The sequence below is a fragment of the Polaribacter sp. Hel1_33_78 genome, from assembly GCF_900106075.1.
GTDB lineage: Bacteria > Bacteroidota > Bacteroidia > Flavobacteriales > Flavobacteriaceae > Polaribacter.
This window is the reverse complement of record NZ_LT629794.1, coordinates 813,500-835,703: the sequence shown is the minus strand read 5'-3', so window position 1 is coordinate 835,703 and position 22,204 is coordinate 813,500. Positions and strand designations below refer to the sequence as shown.

Annotated in this window: 20 protein-coding genes; 7 read left to right on the top strand and 13 right to left on the bottom strand. The window is 29.7% G+C overall.

What is annotated here, in order from left to right:
* Positions 1–3: 3 nt before the first annotated feature.
* Entirely contained in the window at positions 4–624 is a 621-nt protein-coding gene (locus tag BLT88_RS03615; RefSeq protein WP_091953057.1) for a DUF1684 domain-containing protein, read from the top strand.
* A gap of 210 nt (positions 625–834) precedes the next feature.
* On the opposite strand, the gene BLT88_RS03610 is transcribed toward BLT88_RS03615, so the two are convergent.
* On the bottom strand, positions 835–1,536 hold the full coding sequence (locus BLT88_RS03610; protein ID WP_091953055.1) for a crotonase/enoyl-CoA hydratase family protein: 702 nt from the start codon (positions 1,534–1,536) through the stop codon (positions 835–837).
* Positions 1,537–1,740: 204 nt separating this feature from the next.
* Here BLT88_RS03610 and BLT88_RS03605 point away from each other — a divergent pair, with 204 nt between their 5' ends.
* Positions 1,741–3,042, top strand: coding sequence for a voltage-gated chloride channel family protein (locus tag BLT88_RS03605; RefSeq protein ID WP_091953053.1), 1,302 nt, complete (start codon positions 1,741–1,743; stop codon positions 3,040–3,042).
* Between the two features lie 20 nt (positions 3,043–3,062).
* On the opposite strand, the gene BLT88_RS03600 is transcribed toward BLT88_RS03605, so the two are convergent.
* The gene (locus tag BLT88_RS03600) at positions 3,063–4,025 is read right to left on the bottom strand and encodes a MauE/DoxX family redox-associated membrane protein (protein ID WP_091953052.1); all 963 of its coding nucleotides are present in this window, start codon (positions 4,023–4,025) and stop codon (positions 3,063–3,065) included.
* Between the two features lie 154 nt (positions 4,026–4,179).
* Positions 4,180–4,713, bottom strand: coding sequence for a DUF1599 domain-containing protein (locus BLT88_RS03595; protein ID WP_036788320.1), 534 nt, complete (start codon positions 4,711–4,713; stop codon positions 4,180–4,182).
* A gap of 82 nt (positions 4,714–4,795) precedes the next feature.
* On the opposite strand from BLT88_RS03595, the gene BLT88_RS03590 reads away from it, so the two are divergent.
* From BLT88_RS03590 to cdaA, 3 genes are all read left to right on the top strand, one after another.
* The gene (locus BLT88_RS03590) at positions 4,796–5,377 is read left to right on the top strand and encodes a TIGR00730 family Rossman fold protein (protein WP_091953050.1); all 582 of its coding nucleotides are present in this window, start codon (positions 4,796–4,798) and stop codon (positions 5,375–5,377) included.
* Position 5,378: 1 nt separating this feature from the next.
* On the top strand, positions 5,379–6,203 hold the full coding sequence (gene folP / locus BLT88_RS03585; protein ID WP_091953049.1) for a dihydropteroate synthase: 825 nt from the start codon (positions 5,379–5,381) through the stop codon (positions 6,201–6,203).
* A 350-nt stretch (positions 6,204–6,553) separates the two neighbouring features.
* The gene (cdaA, locus tag BLT88_RS03580; protein ID WP_091953047.1) at positions 6,554–7,330 is read left to right on the top strand and encodes a diadenylate cyclase CdaA; all 777 of its coding nucleotides are present in this window, start codon (positions 6,554–6,556) and stop codon (positions 7,328–7,330) included.
* Positions 7,331–7,365: 35 nt separating this feature from the next.
* On the opposite strand, the gene BLT88_RS03575 is transcribed toward cdaA, so the two are convergent.
* Both BLT88_RS03575 and truA read right to left on the bottom strand, forming a co-directional pair.
* Positions 7,366–9,132: an ABC transporter ATP-binding protein gene (locus tag BLT88_RS03575; protein WP_091953046.1), complete on the bottom strand. Its 1,767-nt coding sequence runs from the start codon at positions 9,130–9,132 to the stop codon at positions 7,366–7,368.
* 3 nt (positions 9,133–9,135) lie between these two features.
* Complete coding sequence (gene truA, locus BLT88_RS03570; RefSeq protein ID WP_091953044.1) at positions 9,136–9,861, bottom strand: tRNA pseudouridine(38-40) synthase TruA; 726 nt, start codon at positions 9,859–9,861, stop codon at positions 9,136–9,138.
* A gap of 99 nt (positions 9,862–9,960) precedes the next feature.
* Here truA and BLT88_RS03565 point away from each other — a divergent pair, with 99 nt between their 5' ends.
* Complete coding sequence (locus tag BLT88_RS03565) at positions 9,961–10,458, top strand: metallophosphoesterase (protein ID WP_036787284.1); 498 nt, start codon at positions 9,961–9,963, stop codon at positions 10,456–10,458.
* Here the strand turns inward: BLT88_RS03565 and BLT88_RS03560 are convergent.
* The 4 genes from BLT88_RS03560 to BLT88_RS03545 all read right to left on the bottom strand — a co-directional run bounded on the left by BLT88_RS03560 (position 10,455) and on the right by BLT88_RS03545 (position 14,405).
* Positions 10,455–12,158: a tetratricopeptide repeat-containing sensor histidine kinase gene (locus tag BLT88_RS03560; RefSeq protein ID WP_231960068.1), complete on the bottom strand. Its 1,704-nt coding sequence runs from the start codon at positions 12,156–12,158 to the stop codon at positions 10,455–10,457. The genes BLT88_RS03565 and BLT88_RS03560 overlap by 4 nt on opposite strands.
* Positions 12,159–12,277: 119 nt before the next feature.
* Complete coding sequence (locus BLT88_RS03555; protein WP_091953040.1) at positions 12,278–12,979, bottom strand: hypothetical protein; 702 nt, start codon at positions 12,977–12,979, stop codon at positions 12,278–12,280.
* A gap of 58 nt (positions 12,980–13,037) precedes the next feature.
* Positions 13,038–13,703 (bottom strand): response regulator transcription factor, encoded by a 666-nt coding sequence (locus BLT88_RS03550; protein ID WP_091953038.1) that lies wholly within the window; start codon positions 13,701–13,703, stop codon positions 13,038–13,040.
* Between the two features lie 270 nt (positions 13,704–13,973).
* Entirely contained in the window at positions 13,974–14,405 is a 432-nt protein-coding gene (locus tag BLT88_RS03545; RefSeq protein ID WP_091953037.1) for a DUF4293 domain-containing protein, read from the bottom strand.
* Between the two features lie 195 nt (positions 14,406–14,600).
* Between BLT88_RS03545 and rho the strand changes: the two genes are divergently transcribed.
* Positions 14,601–16,286, top strand: a complete 1,686-nt coding sequence (rho, locus tag BLT88_RS03540; RefSeq protein ID WP_091953035.1) for a transcription termination factor Rho — start codon at positions 14,601–14,603, stop codon at positions 16,284–16,286.
* A 303-nt stretch (positions 16,287–16,589) separates the two neighbouring features.
* Here rho and BLT88_RS03535 read toward each other — a convergent pair whose 3' ends face one another.
* The 4 genes from BLT88_RS03535 to BLT88_RS03515 all read right to left on the bottom strand — a co-directional run bounded on the left by BLT88_RS03535 (position 16,590) and on the right by BLT88_RS03515 (position 22,196).
* Positions 16,590–18,680 (bottom strand): peptidylprolyl isomerase, encoded by a 2,091-nt coding sequence (locus tag BLT88_RS03535; protein ID WP_091953034.1) that lies wholly within the window; start codon positions 18,678–18,680, stop codon positions 16,590–16,592.
* Positions 18,681–18,803: 123 nt separating this feature from the next.
* The gene (locus tag BLT88_RS03530) at positions 18,804–20,069 is read right to left on the bottom strand and encodes a hemolysin family protein (protein WP_091953032.1); all 1,266 of its coding nucleotides are present in this window, start codon (positions 20,067–20,069) and stop codon (positions 18,804–18,806) included.
* Between the two features lie 219 nt (positions 20,070–20,288).
* The gene (lptC, locus tag BLT88_RS03520) at positions 20,289–20,855 is read right to left on the bottom strand and encodes an LPS export ABC transporter periplasmic protein LptC (protein WP_036787298.1); all 567 of its coding nucleotides are present in this window, start codon (positions 20,853–20,855) and stop codon (positions 20,289–20,291) included.
* A 6-nt stretch (positions 20,856–20,861) separates the two neighbouring features.
* Positions 20,862–22,196 carry a lipopolysaccharide assembly protein LapB gene (locus BLT88_RS03515; RefSeq protein WP_091953028.1) on the bottom strand — a complete coding sequence of 445 codons (1,335 nt, stop codon included), beginning with the start codon at positions 22,194–22,196 and terminating at the stop codon, positions 20,862–20,864.
* Positions 22,197–22,204: the final 8 nt, after the last annotated feature.

Sequence of the window (22,204 nt, the reverse complement as noted above, 5' to 3'; positions counted from 1 at the left end):
AATATGAAAAAAATGACTATTGCCTTTACTTTTTTTTTAATACTAGCCTGTAATTCAAAAGACAAACGTCCTTTAATGGGCAAAACGGTTTATCAACAAGAATTAAATGCAAGCTATAAAGACGCATCAAAATCACCCTTAAAAAAGAGAGATTTAAAAAATTTTAAAGGATTAGATTTTTTCCCTGTAGATTCTGCTTTTATCGTCATTGCAAACTTGACAAAAACAATAAATGCTCCTACTTTCGAAATGGCTACTACCACAGATAGAAAACCTTTGTATAAAGAATATGGTATTTTAAAGTTCAATTTAAAAGGAAAAAAATGTGCGCTAAAAATCTACCAAAGTCAAGATGATTTGCGTGACAAAAAATATAAAAATCATCTATTTTTACCCTTTACAGACGATACTTCTGGAGAAGAATCTTATGGCGGTGGCCGTTACATGGATGTGATGACTACAAATGAAAAAGCTGATGGCACAATTGAGCTGAATTTCAACAATACATATAATCCTTATTGTGCATATAATGATAAATATTCTTGTCCTTTAACACCAAGAAAAAATCATTTAGATGTTGAAGTAAAAGCTGGAATTAAAGTTTTTGAAAAAGATTCGTATTAAAAATTTCTCAGCATATTTTTATGCATTTTCATCAGGAAAAAACTTCAAGCAACTCAATTTTAGTGCTTCTTTAAAGGAGTTAGAAATTCCCGTCTTTAAATAAATAAAATATTAAGATCAATATTGTTTTAGTCTATCCATCGATAAATTTGTTTTAAGAATAAAATTAAAGAAATATTTTAGGAAATAGGAAAATAGTTTCTGAGAAAGTTAATCATTCAAGGAAATTTCTCCAGCTAAATCTAATTCGATAGCATTCGCTAATACCTCTAAATGCAGTTTTCTAACTTTTAACTTCGTTTCAACATGTGCTTTTTTATTTAGTTTAGAAAACATCATTGCTACTTTAATCGCCGTTGGCAACAAATGTGTTTCCGGAACATTCAAATCTAAAAAACCAGCCTTTACGGCATCTATAGGATTGAATATTTCTGCATTGTTTACACTTCTATTTAGGTAAACTTCAGACAAACGCGATTTTGCAATTGCAATTCCTGCATTGTGCATCGTCATACCAATCATTACTTCATTTAAACCAATTTTAAAATCTCCTTCCACCCCTATTCTATAATCTACAGACAATAATAAAAATGCGCCTTTTGCAATTGCATGGCCATTACAGGCAATAATAATTGGTTTTGGGAAAGACAGCATTCTCAAAGATAATTGAGATCCTTTAGTAACCAATTCCTTCGCCGATTCAGGAGATTCCTTCATCACTTTTAAGTCAAAACCAGCTGAAAAAATTCCATTTTGCCCTGTCAGGATTACAACCTTATTCTCCTGCTCAGCTTTGTCTAAACTTGCATTTAATCCTTCAATTACTTGATGAGAAATAGCATTGGCTTTTCCGTTTTTTATGGCAATAATTGCGTAACTCTCTTCTGATTGATAACTTACTAATGGTTCCATTCCTTTAATTTTTTAACTTTAAATAAAGTTACAATAAAATTTTAAAATGAAGAATAATTGATGAATAATTGATCCATACATTTGCATAATCTCTTTGTTTTTATTTGTTTAAATTTGTTCACAAAAATAAATTAAAGACTTAATTACTCATTTTGATAGTCTACGACATCACAACCTATTTTATTTAAGAAGATATAAAAACATATGAATAAAGTTAAAAGATTTTTTCTTTCGTTTGAGCAAAGTTTTTCTTTGCTTTTTCTTCTAAAATGGTTGTGTATTTGTTTGCTCATAGGAGTATTTACAGGAAGTGCATCTGCTGTTTTTTTATGGGCTTTAGAATGGGCAACAGACTATAGAGAAGCTAATGTTTGGATTATTTGGTTATTACCCATTGCTGGTTTTATCATTGGTTTATCGTATCATTTATATGGAGAGAGTGTCGTAAAAGGAAACAATTTATTGATCGATGAATATCATTCTCCTAAAAAAATAATTCCCTTTAAAATGGCTCCTTTAGTATTTTTAGGAACCATACTTACACATTTATTTGGAGGTTCTGCTGGCCGAGAAGGAACTGCTTTACAAATAGGAGGTGCAATTGCAGATCAGTTTACTAAAATTTTTAAACTTTCTAATTTAGATAGAAAAATTATATTAATTGCAGGTATCAGCGCAGGTTTCTCATCTGTTTTTGGTACGCCTTTAGCAGGTGCTATTTTTGCACTTGAAGTAATGGTAATCGGCAGAATAAAGTTTGATGCTATTATACCTAGTTTTTTAGCCGCTATTTTTGCGAATTATTTTTGCGATATTTGGCAAATCTCTCATCATACACATTATAACATTACTGAGATTGTCGCAATATCACCCTCTACAATTTTGTGGTCTTTATTAGCCGGTATTATTTTCGGACTCGCAAGTATGTTGTTTTCAAAATCTACGCACTTTTGGGGAAATTTATTTAAAAAACACATTCACTATCCACCGTTACGCCCATTAATTGGTGGTACTATTTTAGCAGTTACGGTGTACCTCATAGGAACAACAAAATATATAGGACTAGGGATACCCACCATTGTTGATGCTTTTAATATTGATTTAAATTCTTATGATTTTTTCCTAAAATTATTGTTTACTTCTTTCACACTGGGAGCTGGGTTTAAAGGAGGAGAAGTGACTCCTTTATTTTTTATAGGTGCTACTTTAGGAAACGTATTAATTTGGTTTATTCCTTTACCAATGGGATTATTAGCAGGAATGGGATTTGTGGCTGTTTTTGCAGGAGCAACAAATACTCCAATTGCTTGCACGATAATGGGAGTTGAGTTATTTGGAATAGAATCTGGAGTTTTTATAGCCTTAGCTTGCACCACTTCTTATTTATTTTCTGGTCACTCTGGCATTTATTCTTCTCAAATTATTGGAAGCCCAAAACATGTGTTTTTTAATAATGAAAAAGGGATACCTCTTACTGAAGTGGAAAATAAAAGAAATAAAAAGTAGCTTCTAAGGGTCTAAATAATTTATAGCTCTATCTCTTCAACATCTACCCAATTCTTTTTTTCCACTACCGTTCCTTTATTTAAAATAACAACTCCAGGATTTGCTCTGATCATTGTTTTTAAAGTAGTTTCATCGCAGAATAAAAAATCAAAAGGTAAATTATATTTTTCTTTAGCGAGAACTAAATCATCAGAAAATGAAGCAGAAACTCCGTAAACTGTATATCCTTTTTTCTTTGCTTTTCTGCCAATTTCTTTAATTGCACGAAACCCATTTACGTCTGCCTTATCTAAATTATAAACAATCACTAACATTACTTTTTCTTGTCTCAATAATTCTGGTGCCAAATCTGCTTGTGCATCTTCTAACATAAAATCGTGAACAGGAGCAATACTACCGTCTGCTGGAAAAACCATTCCTTCAGGAATATTCTTACCAATAGCATACGCTCTAAAATCTATTAAAGGTAAATGAGTTAAAACATGTTTTACAGTAAATAAAAATAATGCCAATGATAAAAAAGTAATTATCATTGGAATTTTTCCTTTAAAAATAGGTTTAATAAATGTTACTTTTAACAATAACACAATAATTAAACCAATTAAAATTATGTTTTTATAGAAGGTTTCCCAAGTCGATAATTTTATAGCATCTCCAAAACAACCACAATCTGTTACTTTATTGTAGTAGGCAGAATACCAAGTCAGAAATAGAAAAATAAGTGTTAACAAAAATAAACTCCAAACGGTTAGTTTTGACTTGTAGCCAATTAAAATCATAACTCCTAACAATATTTCTGCAACGATTAATATGATGGCAAATGGCAATGCATACGGAATTAAAAACTCTAAATTTAAAACATCTTCAGAAAAATATTCTTGAAACTTGTATTTAGAACCTATTGGATCTACCAACTTCACAAAACCTGAAAATATAAATAAGGCCCCGACTATAATTCTTGCTAATTGAACTAAAAACTTCATCTATTTTTATTTATTAATATTATTAAAATGTCTAGGAAAAGAACTCCTACAAACGTCATTACTGTTTTTTACTACTAAAATATAATCTCCTCTAACTATTAAATAAACTAAAACATTATGACTAAAAAAAATAATACCACTTATGCATTATTGATTATCCTAAATGAATCATTGCAAAAATAGCATAATTAATCATGTCTTGATAATTTGCGTCAATTCCTTCAGAAACAATTGTTTTACCTTTATTATCCTCAATTTGTTTTACCCGTAGTAATTTCTGTAATATCAAATCTGTTAAACTAGAAACACGCATATCTCTCCAAGCTTCACCATAATCATGATTTTTATCCATCATTAAATTTTTGGTAATTTCACTATGTTTATCATACAAAACAGTAGCATCTTCCGTGCTTAAATCAGGGGTTTCAACAACACCATTTTCCAACTGAATTAGTGCCATTATGGAATAATTAATGATTCCAATAAATTCAGATTTTTCACCTTCATCCACTTTTCTAACCTCATTTTCTTGCAGCTGACGAATTCTTTGTGCCTTTATAAATATCTGATCTGTTAAAGATGGTAATCGTAAAACTCTCCAAGCAGAGCCATAATCAGACATTTTTTTTATAAATAAACTTCTACATTGGTCTATAACGGCATCGTATTGTTTTGAGGTATCTTGCATTTTTGTAAAAAAGTATTTTCCCAAATGTAGTAAATCTTAAAAGCATTTCATTTATTTTTACCATGAATTTATCAACTATAAAATGAAAAGAATTGTTGTTTTTTGTGGTTCGAGCTTAGGCTTTAATCCTGTTTACAAAGAAGCTGCTATAGAATTAGGAAATTATTTTGCTAAAAACAAAATTGGTTTGGTTTATGGGGGCGGAAAAATAGGAATGATGGGAATTCTGGCTGACACAATTTTAGATCATAATGGTGAGGTTATTGGGGTCATTCCAAAGTTGTTAGAAAAAAAAGAAGTTGTTCATGCTGGGGTAGAAGAAATGATTGTTTGCAAAAAAATGAGTGAGCGCAAAGTAATTATGAGTAAATTAATTAACGGTTATATAACCCTTCCTGGAGGTTTTGGAACGTTAGATGAGCTTTTTGAAGCACTCACTTTGAATCAATTACATATTGAACAAAAACCTGTTGGCCTTTTAAATATAAACGGCTTCTTTGATGGCGTACTATTGCAGTTAGATAAAATGGTGGAAGAAGGATATTTAAAACAAACTAATAGAGACATGCTATTAATTGGAACTTCTGTAGAAGAGTTAATGCAAAAAATAAACAATTACAAAGCATTAGAAATAGGGAACGTAATTAATAAAGTGGTACGCTAAAATGACTATAAATTGCAAGGGAACTTTAGTAGATCTGTCCTCACCAAAAGTAATGGGTATTTTAAATATTACTCCTGATTCTTTTTTTGATGGAGGAAAATATAAAAATGAATCTGAAATTCTTGGACAAGTTGAAAAAATGCTTTTCGAAGGGGCTACATTTATTGATGTTGGTGCATATTCTTCCAGACCAGGGGCAAAGCATATTTCTGAAAAGCAAGAACTGCAAAGAATTGTTCCTGTTATAGAATTACTGATAAAAAAATTTCCTGAAATAATTATTTCTGTAGATACTTTTAGAAGTGCAATTGCGAGAGAAACCATTGATGCTGGTGCAGCTATTATAAATGATATTTCTGGTGGAAAAATGGATGATAACATGTTTAAAACTGTTGCTAATTTGCGAGTACCATATATCTTAATGCATATGTTAGGTACTCCCCAAAATATGCAACTAAATCCTGTTTATAAAGATGTTATTCAAGAAATTATTTCCTTTTTTGCAGAACAAATCTTCAAGTTACACCAATTAGAAATCAATGATATTATTATTGATGTTGGTTTTGGTTTTGGAAAAACTATCAGTCATAATTATGAAATTTTAAAAAACTTATCGCTTTTTAAAAGTTTAAACGCACCTATTTTAGCAGGAATTTCGCGTAAATCCATGTTGTACAAAACGTTAAATATTTCTGCAAAAGAAGCTTTAAACGCAACTACTTCTGCAAATACTATTGCCCTTTTAAATGGTGCAAATATCTTACGAGTTCACGATGTAAAAGAAGCAATGGAAGCCGTTAAAATTGTGCATCACCTTTCTTCATAGATACCTATTATTATAGCCTTAATCTCAAAAAGGAGCAAGTAATAATTTTTGTTTAATTTATAAAATTAAACAGTATTGCAAATTAAGAAACCTATATTCTTTTGCAAGAAGACTTAAATACTAATTAGTAGTATCCTAAGTAATAAATTGCAGATAAATTTTTTTACTAAAACGATGTCCTATTTTCAATTGATTTTAAAAAATCAAAAAAAAAGACGAATTGAAAGAAGTAAAGATTAAATTCATTTGTAAAAAATGATCTTATTTTGATTTCCGACATCGAAATAAAAAAGGGATATTGTACTCACAAAATTTATTAGTACTTTTACCTGAAACAGTCTATTCTCTTCATGTTAGATTTTATCCCTTTTTCTATTTTAGATGTGCTAGATATTTTGCTAGTAGCAATATTACTCTTCTATATTTATAAATTATTAAAAGGTACAGTAGCCATAAATATTTTTATAGGAATTGCTTTTATATTCTTAATTTGGAAAATTACGCAAGCTTTAAGCATGGAAATGTTGAGTGGAATTTTAGGTTATTTACTTTCTGGAGGAGTTATTGCTCTAATTATTGTCTTTCAGCAAGAAATTAGAAAATTTCTACTAATGATTGGTACCACTAACTTTTCAAGTAAGAAAAGTTTTTTAAATCAGCTGAAGTTTTTACAATCAGAAATTAGTTCAGAAATTGAAGTAGATAAGATTTTAAAAGCATGTTACAACATGTCTAAAACTAAAACTGGAGCTTTAATCGTTATTGAAAAAACGAATAGTTTAGATTTTTTAATAAACAATGGAGATCCTATGAATGCGCTTGTAAACGAAGTAATTTTAGAGAGCATTTTTTTTAAAAATAGTCCTTTGCACGATGGAGCAACAATTATTAGAGATAATTATATTGTTGCTACGAGAGTCGTTTTACCAATTTCTGATAGTACAAAAATACCTACTAGATTTGGTTTGAGACACCGATCAGCTATTGGAGTAAGCGAAAAAACAGATGCAGTTTGTTTATTAGTTTCTGAGGAAACTGGTGAAATTTCTTACATAAAAGATGGTGAGTTTGTACTATATTCAACCCGTGAAGAACTCCACGAGAAGCTTAATAAAGATTTAAACTAAAAACGGATAATCTTAGTTCATTTACTAAAAACACATTAAGAAGCTTGGTCCAAACTAAATTGCTTATCATATAAATTTTTATAATAACCATTTTCTTTTTCTAATAATTCTAGGTGAGACCCTTCTTCGACAATCAAACCTTTATCCATCACAATAATTTTATCAGCTTGTTTTATAGTTGCTAATCTGTGTGCAATTACAATAGAAGTTCGGTCTTTTGTAATAGTTTCTGTAGCATACTGTATCATTTGCTCTGCATGCGAGTCTACAGAAGATGTTGCTTCATCTAAAATTAAAATACTAGGTTTGCTTACATAGGCGCGCAAAAAAGCAATTAATTGTCTTTGACCCGAAGAAAGCATTGCTCCTCTTTCTTTTACATTATAATTGTAACCTCCAGGGAGTGTCAATATAAAATCGTGAATTCCTATTTGTTTAGCCGCCTTCTTCACTTGATCTAGAGTAATTTTCTCATTTTTTAAAGTAATGTTATTCAAGATAGAATCAGAAAACAAAAACACATCTTGCAATACTATTGCAACTTGACTTCTTAAACTTTCTAGGGTATACTCGTCAATAGAGATGCCATCAACGTAAATAGTTCCGCTATTGATCTCATAGAAACGATTTATTAAATTGATGATGGTAGATTTCCCTGCACCAGTTGCTCCAACGAGAGCTACAGTTTGCCCTCTTTTAACATCCAAAGAAATTCCTTTTAAAACTTCTTCATCTTGAACATAACTAAATCGAACATCTTTAAAACTGATATTTCCTTTTAGATTATTCGCCTTTAAAGTGCCACTTTTAGCAATACTGCTATGTGTATCTATTACTTTAAAAACACGTTCACCAGCAACAATTCCCATTTGCAGTTGATTAAATTTATCTGCAATTTGACGCAAAGGTCTAAACAACATTTGTGCATATTGTATGAAACCCATAATTACTCCAACAGAAATTCCTGAATCTTGAACGGCTTGTCCACCTCCAAACCAAACAATTAATCCTATACCTATAGATGATAAAATTTCTGCAATAGGGAAAAAAACAGAGTAATACCAAATTGTTTTTACATGTGCTTTTTTGTGCTTCTCATTTATTTCTTTAAAATTTTGATATTCGATATCTTCTCTATTAAAGAGCTGCACTATTTTCATGCCTGTAACCCTTTCTTGCACAAATCCATTTAAATTTGCTACCTGATTTCTTACTTCTTGAAAAGTAGCTTTTATAGCTACCTGAAACAATTTTGTTGCGTACACTAAAATGGGTAAAATAAATAAAGTGATTAAAGCTAACTCCCAATTTAAAACAAGCATCACAACAGTTACGGCAAACATTTTAAGAATGTCACTTAAAATTGTAAACACTCCATTACTAAAAAAAGCTGCAATTGTCTCTATATCAGAAACCACTCTAGTGACTAGTTTTCCTACAGAATTATTATCAAAGTAAGACATTTTAAATTGCAAAATATGTCTAAATATTTTTGCCCTAATATCTCGAATAATGTGCTGTCCTACCCAATTTGCAAAGTAGATGAAAGTAAATTGAAGTAGAACTTCCACTAACAAAATACCCAACATTAATAGCGTATAATTTAATAAGCCTACTTTATCTTTAGATAAGATATAATCATCTACTGTGTTTATTAAAATATAAGGAGATAAAACAGAAAATAATGCTAAAAATATAGTGGAAGAGGCGGCTATAAAAAAATACAAACGATAGCGTTTTGCAAAAGACATGAGTCTTGAGAAAATTTGCATATCAAAAGCATTTCCTGATTTTTCTGCCAAAATTTAGTATTTTATTTTTGTTAAAAATAAGCCTTTTGCAGGAACTGACAATCCAGCATTACCTCTATTTTTGCTTTCTATAATACCTCTAAAATCCTCCTTAGAAATTTTACCTAAGCCTACATCAATTAAAGTACCCACAATAGCTCTGACCATATTTCGAAGAAATCTATTTGCTGAAATATGAAATGTTAATTCGCTACCATTTAAAACCCAAAAGGCTTCTGTAACATTACAATTAAAAGTATAAACATCTGTCTTTACTTTAGAAAAAGTTTGAAAATCTGTATATTCTAAAAGTAATTTTGCAGCTTGGTTCATGGAATTTACATCTGGCATTTGTGAATGAATTTGCCATGAAAAATCCAATAAAAAAGGATTTCTACCCAAGCAAATTCTATACTCATAACTTCTTGAAGTTGCATCAAATCTCGCATGCTTTTCATCTTCCACCAAAAACACATTACAAACAGAAATATCATTGGGTAAAATTGAATTCAATTTAAAAACAACATCCCCTTTTAAATCCTTGTCAAAATCAAAATGTGCAAACATTTGCTCAGCATGCACTCCTGTATCTGTTCTACCTGCTCCAACAACTTGAATTTTTTGTTGAAAAATTGTACTTAATGCATTATTTAATTTTTCTTGCACCGAACTAACATCTGGCTGAATCTGCCAGCCATGATATGTTTTTCCATTATAAGAAAGTTCTATAAAATATCTCAAGAATAATTATTTTTTGAAGTCTTCAAAATTACGGAATTTATTTTGTTATCATTACATTTGAATCTTTAGAGACGTTAAACTTTTCTTACTTTTTTTAACATGAAGAAAATCTTATTATTATCAGATACTCATAGTTATATTGATGACCAAATTTTAAAATTTGTAAAACACGCCGATGAAGTTTGGCATGCAGGTGATATTGGTGACTTAAACGTTACTGATACCATAAAAAAACTAAAACCATTAAAAGCAGTTTACGGTAATATTGATGGAGCGGATGCGAGAAGTGAATTTCCTTTAGATCAAAAGTTTTCTATTGAAAATGTTTCTGTTTGGATGACACATATAGGAGGGTATCCCAATAAATACAACCAAAGAATAAGGGAGGATATTACTAAAAACACCCCAAAAATTTTCATCTCTGGACATTCTCATATATTAAAAGTACAATTTGATAAAAAACTGAATTTATTGCATTTAAACCCAGGTGCTGCCGGAAACCATGGCTTCCATAAAATTAGAACAATGCTTCGTTTTCAATTAGAAAAAGGAGATATAAAAAATTTAGAGATTATTGAACTGGCTAAAAGAGGTTAGTTACTTGTTTTTTTTTTAATCGGTAACTCTACTTTAATTTGAGTTCCTTTTCCTTTTTGAGAATTTATCTCAAGCTTCCCTTTCATTATTTGTATCCTAGCCTCAATTTGATTGATTCCTAAACCATCTTTTAAGGCTATTTGTGTTTGATCAAAACCAATGCCGTCGTCAAAAATCTGCATTAAAATATGATCTTCTTCTTCTTCTTTTAATTTAATTATTGCATTTTTTGCTTTACTATGTTTTAAAATATTATTCACAAACTCTTGAATAATATTGTAGGTTTTAATTTCAAATTTTTGATCATATCTTCTTAAACCTTCTATTTCTGTATCTATATTTAATTCTGAATTCGAATATTTTTCTGCAATATCTCTAATCGCAAAATTTAATCCAAATTTTAATAAAACTGAAGAAACTAATGTATGTGACAAGTCTCTAATTTTTTGAGAAGCTTCCGCAATAATTTCTTGAGTTTTATCAATTTCTAGGGGTACACCCTCCGCAAACTGTTTTTTTGTTGCTTGTAAATGTAAGTTAGCAGAAGATAACAAAGCACTGACATTATCGTGCAGGGTTTCTGCAATTTCTTTTCTTTCAGATTCCCTACCATTCAGCGTAGCATCTAAGGCTCTTGCTTGAAATTCAGATTTAAGCTTATCTAAATTTTGATTCTGTAATAACTCTGTTTTCGAAAGTTTTAATTGTAAATTCTTTTGACGAATATTATAATAACCAATAATAACTATAAGCGCAATAAGAATTAAGCCAACAATTACAATAATGGTCCTAAACCTATCTCTTTCCTCCAACAGTATTACTTCTTGTTGTTGTTCTAAGAGCTCTTTTTTTGCATCAAAATCATATTTCAATCTAAGCTCCTCATATATTTTTGCAACTTCTTTACTTCTTAAACTATCTTTTAAAAGATAGGATTGCTCCTGATAATTATAAGCTTCATAATCTTTTAATTTATATAAATTATATGATAAGTTATAAAATAAGCTTTGTCTTACCCTTAAAGCTCTATCACTCTTTTCGTTTTTAATTAAATCTAGGGCTTCTTTATACGTTCTCTTTGCTTCTTTATAATTATTTTGATCAAGTAATATACTTGCTAAATTACCTTTCGCCGCTGCCTGAGAAACTTTATTATTTCTTTTTTTATGAATGACAACTGCTTTAATTGCGAAATTCTTTGCTAAATCATAAAGAGAATCTTGCATATACAAACCTGATAGGTTTGTTGAAACACTTGCTTGATAAGATAAGGATTTTTCGTCTAAAGCCTCAACATCCATTGCATTCTCGTAATAATACTTAGCTGAATCCTTCTGATTTTTTCTTAAAAACCCACCACCAATTCTTAAATAAGCATTAATTAACTTCGATTTATTAAAATTCGTGTTTTTTGATTCTAAAGGATGCAAATTATTTTCAATTAATATCTTTAAAGAATTTTTATAATAAATAATAGATTTATCATGGTTATTATTCTTTCGATAAATATCACCTATTATATTATTTACTTCATAAAAACTAATATTTTTTTTTGATGTATTTGCATACTTTCCAAGGAAATCTAAACCTTTTCTGAGCGCCTTAGGAAAATTCTCAGCTTCATACAGTTGCTTAATTTCTAAAAAATATTTGTCGACGTCTATATTTTGTATAACAAAAAAAGAAACCTTGTTATCCAAGGTTTCTTTTTTTATATACTTATAAGCTCTAATTTGAAATAAATTAAAAAATATAATTAGTAGAACAATTAACTTCTTATTTCTCAATGAAATTCTAATTATTATCTATTAAATTTATTCTAACCGTCTTCACCATCATCAATAATGATAATTGGCTTTCTGATAACCCCTGAACCTCCTTTAGATTCACCTGTATGATTTACAAAATGAATCTGTAATAACCTACCTTCTTCCTTATCAAAAGTTCTTGAGTACTTCTTTTTTGTTTTTGATTTCTTTGCTTTCTCTAAATGAATTTCATAAATATTATTTTTACTGTCATACACAAAATCTACAGATACTTTCTTTTTTACTTTAAAGTCTAGATCATAAGAACCATCCTCGTTTTTTGCTATGCTAAAATCTTTTAGAAATTTACTCTTATTTTTTTTACCTTTTTGAACAAATTTAATATTATCATCAAAAATTGAAATACTTGGCTTTTTGTTATAATTTTCACTAATAAATTCTATCTGAAAATTTTCATTATTAAACCATAAATCAGAACCATAATTGCTCTTCTGTGCTAGTTTATCAAAAGATAATGCTAAATGCAGTTCATTAGTATTATTACTATTATTTTTAACTTTACCAATACTGACGTTATCTTCTGTATTTACATCAATTGAATATGCACCCTCTGCATCTCTCTTTAATTGATATGTCTTGAACAATTCTTTACTCTGATTTTGCTGCTCTGGCAATAATATTTCATCTGATGAACAGGATGAAAACACTAAAGACGCCATAACTGCGAAGGCTACAAATTTAATTTTTCTCATTTTTCTTAATTTTAAATATTAAACAACTTTTTGCTAAATTAATAAATTTAATTGACATTTACACTATATTATTTCGTACTGCATACATGGCCAAACCCACTGAATTTTTTACTTTTAATTTTCTTAATAAATTTTTCCGATGAGTTTCTACTGTACTAATGCCTAAACTCAATGCATCTGCAATCTCTGGAGAATTAAATTGTTGTGTTATTAATTTTAAAACATCCAACTCTCTATCTGTTAAGGTTTCGATTATAAATTTATTTGGTGCATCACCGACAGGCACCTGTTGACCAGCAAAAGATTTTAAAAGAACCGTTTGAATATCACTACTAAAATATTGATCCCCATTCGCAACTGCCTTTATAGCATCTATAACATGATCTCCTGCATTCTTCTTACTAATATAACCTTTGCAACCAAGACTTAACATTTCTTGTACAATCTTTATATCATCGTAACTAGAGAGGATAATAACATTTTGTCTAATTCCTTTTTTATTAAAATGTTGCAACACTTCAAAACCATCTAGAAAAGGCATTGTAATATCTAAAATTAAAACATCTGCCTTATTTTCCTTTTTATCAAACCAATCAATAACTTCTTTACCAGTTAAAGAATATCCTCTTATTGCGATATCCTTATCTGTATTAATGATAGCTATAATACCCTCAATCAATATCTTATGATCATCAGCTACGTGAACGTATATCTTTTTCTTCATTATTTATTATCAAATTTAAATTATATTATAGGAATTTACAATACCCATTTATAGTGAAATTAATACCTCCTTAATTACAAGGATAAACATCCCTATTTGTAGGGAGATAAAAAACATTAATTTATTGTATTTCAAATACTTAAAAATAAACAAATAATTAATAGCATTCGTTATTAAAACTAAAAAGAAAATAATAAATTCCTTTCAAAAATAAAAAACCGAGAAATATTTCTCGGTTTTTTTTCGCACTAAATATACTATTTGTTAGTTTTATCGCAATCTATCTACAGATTTTACGAGATCTTCATCCTTTTTAATAGCTTTATTTGCTAAAACAATAAGCAAAACGACTAAAATTGGTAAGAACATTCCAATACCTTTCTCAGAAACAATTGTTTCTCCAGATAAAGTTAGAGATAAATAAATCAATAATCCTAATAAAAAAAGATTCATCAAAATTATTATACGTCCGATTACAAATTGTAACTTTCTGTTCTTATATAAAAAGATAGTTACTAATGATAAAATCGAAGATGTAATGAACATAAAAGGCACTACGTTTAAAGTAAATAACCCTTCTTCAAACAAATCTAATACAAAAATTTGTTCTTTTAAGGTTTTCCATAAATTAAATACAAAAATTAATCCTCCAGAAACTATTGAAGCTATAAGTAAATATATTGTTTGTATTCTTTGAATCATACTTTATAAAATGTGATTACAAAAATAGGACTTCTTTTTTAAAAAGAAAACTTGCAAGTAAAAAAAAAAGTATATATTTGTACAACAATTACCACTCAAAAAAATATTGTATAGTGCTATATACGATAAATAAATTCAAAAATAATTTGTAAGAATCTTATATTTAAGATTAAAAATAACTTAATAAATACATAAATGTTCGAAATTTCTGAACTAAAAGCAAAAACTCTTGCTGACTTGCAAGTAATTGCTAAATCTATTGGCCTTGCCAAAACCAGTCAATTAAAAAAGTTAGACTTAGTGTATCAAATCTTAGATACACAAGCTGCCACCCCAGCAAAGAGAGTCGATTCTGAAAATCCAAAAAAAACAAGGACTGAAAAACCAAAAAGAAAACGAGTTTCTAAGACTTCTGCGCCAACTACATCCTCAAATAATCCTGCTATTGAAATTGTAGATGCAGAAAATCTAAAACAACAAAAAACAGCTCTACAAATGCCTGTTTCCAAGAAAATTGAGCATAAAGAAGCTGAAGTAAAAACTGAAGTTAGTACCGTTACTTTGGATAAAAAAGACGAAAAGCAGATACAAAAACCTAGAAACAACCCCAATAAGCCTCAGTCGAATAAATCTCAACCAAGTAAACCTGTTGCGAAAAATAATCCGCAGAAAAATAAAAGTCAGAACCAAAATAGGGACAGAAATAACAGTACTCGAAATAACAGTAACCAATCTGGAAACCGATATAGAGACCCTGATTTTGAATTTGACGGAATTATTGAAAGTGAAGGTGTGCTGGAAATGATGGCTGATGGTTATGGTTTTTTACGTTCTTCTGATTATAATTATTTATCATCTCCAGATGACATATATGTATCTCAATCTCAAATTAAATTATTTGGCTTAAAAACTGGTGATACTGTAAGGGGAAATGTAAGACCTCCAAAAGAAGGAGAAAAGTATTTTCCTTTAATTAGAGTTTCAAAAATAAATGGATTAAATCCAAATATTGTTAGAGATAGAGTATCATTTGAACATTTAACGCCATTATTTCCTGAAGAAAAATTCAATTTAGCAGAAAAGGGTAGCTCTTTATCAACAAGAATTATTTACTTATTTTCTCCATTAGGGAAAGGTCAACGTGGTATGATCGTAGCGCAACCTAAAACTGGTAAAACCATGTTATTAAAGGATATTGCGAAGGCAATTGCGCAAAATCACCCAGAAGTTTATCAAATTGTTTTACTTATTGACGAGCGTCCGGAAGAAGTTACAGACATGCAAAGAAGTGTTCGTGGAGAAGTTGTTGCTTCTACATTTGATGAACCTGCAGACAAACATGTACGTGTTGCCAATATAGTATTAGAAAAAGCAAAACGTTTGGTTGAATGTGGACATGATGTCGTTATTCTTTTAGATTCTATTACACGTTTGGCAAGAGCTTATAATACTGTTGCTCCAGCGTCAGGAAAAATACTTTCTGGTGGTATAGACGCCAATGCATTGCACAAACCAAAACGTTTCTTTGGAGCTGCAAGAAATATTGAAAATGGTGGCTCATTAACTATTATTGCGACTGCTCTGACGGAAACTGGTTCTAAAATGGATGAAGTGATCTTTGAAGAGTTTAAAGGAACAGGAAACATGGAACTTCAGTTAGATAGAAATATTTCTAATAGACGTATCTACCCTGCAATTGATTTGATTAAATCTTCTACAAGAAGAGATGATTTATTATTAGATGCTAAAACCGTTCAACGTATGTGGGTTTTGCGTAAATATCTTGCAGACATGAACCCAATAGAGGCTATGGAATTTATAAATGATAGAATTAAGTTCTCTAAAAATAATGATGAGTTTCTAATCTCTATGAATGGTTAAAACCAAAATTTCGAATTTTAAAAAATAAATTACAAAAACCTTTTTGAGAAATCAGAAGGTTTTTTTTATTGGGACAATTTGCGGCTTGAACTGCGTGTTTTTTTCATTCTGTAAAAGAGTTTGAATCAAAGCGTTCAGTTTAAGCCAAACAAGCTTATTTTTTTGGCACTGAATATGTGAATAACAAATTCTTTAATTACGAACTAATTCAGTTTAGTTTAAACTCATATTACTCCATAAAAAATCCGTTCAACATTAATTTGAACGGATTTTGAGTATTTTAAGAAATAATGAAACTAGTTTCTAGTTCGCATTATACATATTTGCTCGATAGTCTTCTACATTAGATGTTTTCTTAATAGCTTCAAACATTTTAAATGTCAATCTTTTTCTAGATTCAGCAATTCTTTTTCTGCTACTATCATAGTTTGGTAATGCCGTAGGAATTTCTTTGCTGGTTAACATAAAAGCAAAAACACCTCTATTACCTGCAATAGGACTAAAAACTTTATTTAATTCTGCATTATACATTGCTCCAACAATTTTTGGTTCAAGACCAACTCCAGAGAGTGTAGGATTTTTTAAAGTTATTCCATTAGCGCTTTTAACAGTTGTATTATTCGCAGTAGCAATATCACTCAAAGAAGCTCCTTGTAATTTTTCATTAATTAAGGCAGCTTTCTTTTCATTCACTAGAATTGGTCTTACTCTATTTGTAGCTTTTGCAGCCGACATTAAACCCTTTTCTGTAGCATTTGTAACAAATACAACCACATGACTTCCTTCTAAATCAAAACGCTTAAAATCGTTGACTTTAGTTTCTTTGCCAAAAGCCCATCTTACAATTTGTCTTTGACTTCCTAGACCGGCTACATTTTCATCTAAAGCTTTTAAACCGACAGCTGGTTTTGGTTTGTAATTTTTCCCTAATGCTACTTCAAAATACATGTTCTCCTTAGAAACCGCTAAAGCAAATTCTTCAGCATTTCTAAACGCTACATTTTCAGTTGCTTCAGAAGGAACAATTTTTCTACTAAAAGTAGCTAACTTTAATACCTTTTGTTTATTTTTTTGGTTGTCAATTCTAATAATGTGAAAACCAAATGGACTTTTAACCACATCGATATCTCCTTTTTTTCCTTCAAAGCAAAAATCTCTAAAAGCTGGTGTCATTCTTGAGTAATTAAACCAGTCTAAATCTCCTTCTTTTAGGGCAGAACCTTTATCAGATGAAAAAGTTTTTGCTAAACTTCCAAATTTCCTTTTACTTCTTTTTACAATCGTTAAAAGACTATCTGCTAATTCCTTAGCCTCTTCCTCTGACCTTGTAACATCTGCAGCAACTCTCTGAGACCCAATAAACGGAATTAAGATATGACTAGCTCTCACAGAATCTGGCATTTGACTCACTTCTGTTATTTTTGAAATCTTAAAGAACTCTTTGTCCTTGTATGGCCCCACAACATCACCTTTGTTACCCGCATAAATTATATCCGCAACTTCTTGATTTAATAAATTTTTAAATTGAATGTTTGAATTTAAGTTTGTGTCTGAATCATTTTCAGATAAAAACACCGATTCATCATCCGATTCTTTAAAATCTTCAATTAAAGTTCCAATATTTTTCTTGATAACTTCTTGGTCCGCATCAGTTGCAACAATATTAAACTGAACATAAGAAATATCTCTAGATGCTTCTACTTTAAAATCATTCTTATGATTTTTAATATAAGCTTCCACTTCAGATAATTTTATTTTTACTAAACTGTCGGCAATACTTGTGAAAGGCACATGCACAAACTGTGCATTTAACTTAGTATTCTCTATCATATATTCAGTTTCTCCTTCTTTTAAAGAAGCTCCTAAACCCGCAGTTACTAGATTATTATAAGTAGTTGTTTCAGAATTATCTCTAATTTGACTCATATAATCTGACCATTGAGACCATAATTGAGTTTTATTTTCTTTTTCACTAGCTAAAAATTGCTTGAATTTATTTTCATCAAACAAACCAGCTTCATTTTGATATTCAGGGTTACTTTGAACAAAAGAGGCATTCACTATTTCGTTCCAAACATCCGCTTCACCAATTGTGATACCGGCTTCACTTAACTGATTTTTATAGATTTTTTTTCTAACAATATTATCCCAAACAGTTTTTGACGCTTGCATTTCTGTAACGCCGTTTCCTGCTTTTTGTTTGTAACTTTCCAATTCTTGCGTAAACTCTTGTCTCGATATAGATTCTCCGTTAATTTCACCTATTTCATTAACCTTATTAGAGTTGAAAAAATCACCAAGTGTAGATGGATCTAGCACAAAAGCAAAAAGCGCTAATCCGATAATGATAATTAAGAACATTGAACGTTCTCTAATTTTTGATAAAACTGCCATACGTCATTTATTTATTTTCAGTTGGCGAATATACGGTTTTTGGTTTAAATATTGCAACCCATTTAGCACTTATTAGTAGGTGGTTACGTGCTATTTTTTAGCACAGAACGATGAACGGGAGTTTTAATCTTCTGGATTGATAACTTTTAATGAAACTTCATCAATTTTTGCACCACTCATTTTCAATATTTTAAATTCCAAATTATCGATTTCAATGAGTTCTTTTTCTTCTGGAATATTTTCGGTGTGTTCAATAATAAAACCTCCTAAAGTTTCATAAGCTTCCGATTTTAAAATATTTAAATGATATTCTTCATTTAAATAATCTATTTCTAACCTTGCAGAAAAATTAAATTTTGAATCATTAATTTTTTCTTCTAAAAATTCTTGTGAATCATGCTCATCTTCTATTTCACCAAACAGTTCTTCTACAATATCTTCAACGGTAATCATCCCAGAGGTCCCTCCATACTCATCAATAACAACAGCTACACTTTTGCGTTTTTTCATTAAAGCATTCAGTACATCATTAATCATCATAGACTCTGGTACGAGCTCCAAAGGAAGTAAAATTGATTTTATGGTTTTTGGGGTTTTAAATAACTCAAAAGCATTTACATACCCAACAACATCATCTAAAGATGATTTGTAAACCAAAATCTTTGACAGTCCAGTTTTAATAAAAGCATTCTTTAAATTCGAGACAGTTTCATGAATTTCTACGGATATAATTTCCGTTCTAGGCACCATAACTTCTCTAGCTTTTAGATTTTGAAATTCTAAAGCGTTTTGAAAAATTTGAATTTCAGAATCGAAATCATAATCTATACTCCCTGTTTCTAACTGCTCATTAATATAATTACCTAGCTCTTCTTTGCTAAACTCTGTTTGCTCTTCATATGCATTTGTTTTAAAAAAAACTCGCAAAAAAAAGTCTGAAATTGCCGTAATAAATTCTGAAAAGAAATGAAATAAATAATAAAATATATAAGCAGGAATTGCGAATATTTTCAGCACTTCATTCGCATAAATTCTAAAAATAGCTTTCGGTAAAAATTCTGCTGTAACTAAAATTAAAATTGTAGAAATAATCGTTTGTACTAGTAAAATAGAAAATTCATTAAAACTACTTAGAGGCAATATTCTTATTAGAAATTTGCCCATATAATAACTATAAATTACCAAAGAAATATTATTACCTACTAGCATTGTGGTAATAAACTTTGATGATTTTTGAGTTATGACCTTAAGGATTTTAGGAATAAAACCTTCTCTTTTTTTTTCTAATTCTATGTGCATTTTATTAGCAGAAACAAATGCAATTTCCATCCCTGAAAAAAAGGCGGATAATAAAATTGATACAATAACAATAATAAGTTCAATTTCCATTAGGAACTAAAATTCTACTTGTTTTGATTGTTTCTAGACTCAACTTTTTTTCTAAAATGTCTTTTAAAGAAAAATACTAAGGTAATAAAAATTGAAGCCACAATTAAAAGTATTGCTCTACTTCTATCAGAATTGATTTTCAAAAGACCTTCTACTAAGCAAATTATGGCGATTATTAAATATCCGTACTGAAAAAATTTCCAAATCTTATTCATAATATTATTCTTCTGATGTTTCTAATTTTCCTGTGGTTTTTTTTGATAAGTGTTTCGATAAATCATCTTTAGATTCAAAACCAACTCCAAAAATCGTATCACTTTCTTTGGTTAGTTTAAATGCTTTTTCAGAAACAAAATACTTTGTTTTTTCATCCCAAAATAATTGCTCTGTTTCCAATCTAGATTGATCTGTATGATTAACAACTACCACATTCCCTCTAATTTCTGATATAGATGTTTTCGCATAAGACAAAGCATAATTCCCGGTAATAGTAACAGAATCCAAACCATTTTTTTCAAAATTAATAATTTTAACCCCCTTAGGAAACTCACTATAGGGATGTTCTTTTCTATTACTAAAATCTAACATTATTGGTGTAATTAATTTTGATGTAATTCTACCAGAGTCTTTATAAACATGATACGCATCTTTTGCAGTACCTACAGGTAAATTTTTATCTGCTAAAAAATCTCTTACTTTTTGTGTATTGTTAGCGCATGAAAAAAGCATTGCTATTCCATAAAGAACAGCAATGCTTTTTAATACTATTTTTTTGTAATTCCTCACAAAATATTAATTAGGAACTTTTACAGTTTCACCTATCCAACATTTAATTCTATAACTACTTCCTGGTGCAACACCCGCCGTAAAGACTACTTTTTTACTTGGTAAATTTGCTCTATAAGAAGCAATGTATTTTTTTGCTGCAGAAGAAATACTAGGGTCTACTGATGATGCTCTTTGTGCTTGTCTTAAAGCTGCTGCATACACCATTCTTTTTTCAAACTCGTTAGTACCACAATTATTAACACTAGATTGATATAGCCTTGCAATTAATAAATATGCTTTACCAAAATTAGGATTAAATCTTAATGCTTCTCTAGCTAAACTTCTTGCTTTAGATAATTGACCTCTAACTTTAGCTGCTTGAGCAAACTTTAATTTATACTTTGCCTTTTTTATAGGATCTGTTTCTAAGTTAAATGCTTTCTCTCTCATGGCTGCTGCTCCGCTAGTATCTCCATTTTTTTCTAAGATGCCGGCATAAAAAGAATAAGAATCTGCAGAAGGGGCTGATTCTGCATAAGCCTTAGCTAATGTTTCGTACATTGAATCTTCTTGACAGCCCTTGTTAAACATTCTAGATACTGCTCTTCTTAACCAAGTTGTATTTGTTTTATTTGCTTCAAAATCTCTTTTGTACAAAGGTACTAATCTCTCACAAGTAGCAATTTCTGATATGATTGCATCCAAACCACCTTCTACTCTACCTAATGCTTTAGAGTTAATAGAATAAGCTCTTAATCTGCTTTTCTCTTTTTTATCTAAAACCTTAGTAGAATCTTGAGTTAAAACATTAATTTTTTTAGCATAATCATCTAACTTTTCACCAACAGATTCAATTACATCATCATACGTATCAAATACTCTTTGTGGATTAGCATCTTTGTATTTATCTGTTATTCCTTGAAAATACTTGTAGATATTTTTAACACTCATATCTCTTGGAGAAATTTTATATGCTATCTCTAAAATATTGAAAATTTCTTCTTCAGAAGCTAAATTATTTTTAAATAAGTAAGTTGCATAATCACTATGCACCTTTGCTGGATTTTTTTTAGGAAAATATTGTAATCTCTGCTCATAAACCTTTTTAGCTAAAGCAGGATCTTTTTTAACATCTTCTGCTAAATCTGCACCGTACTTGTATATATTAACAGATAAATCTTTACAATTATCCATTAAATAAACCCAATTAGCATAAGCATCATCATACTTTTTAGATTTAAAATCTCCTTTAAAAAGATTATATTTAATTGTACATTCTCTTTTTGCATCATCCTGTGCATTTGTCTTTGCAGTTGCTAAAAACATTGTAACTGCTAATAAAAACGTAATTTTCTTCATTTTACTTA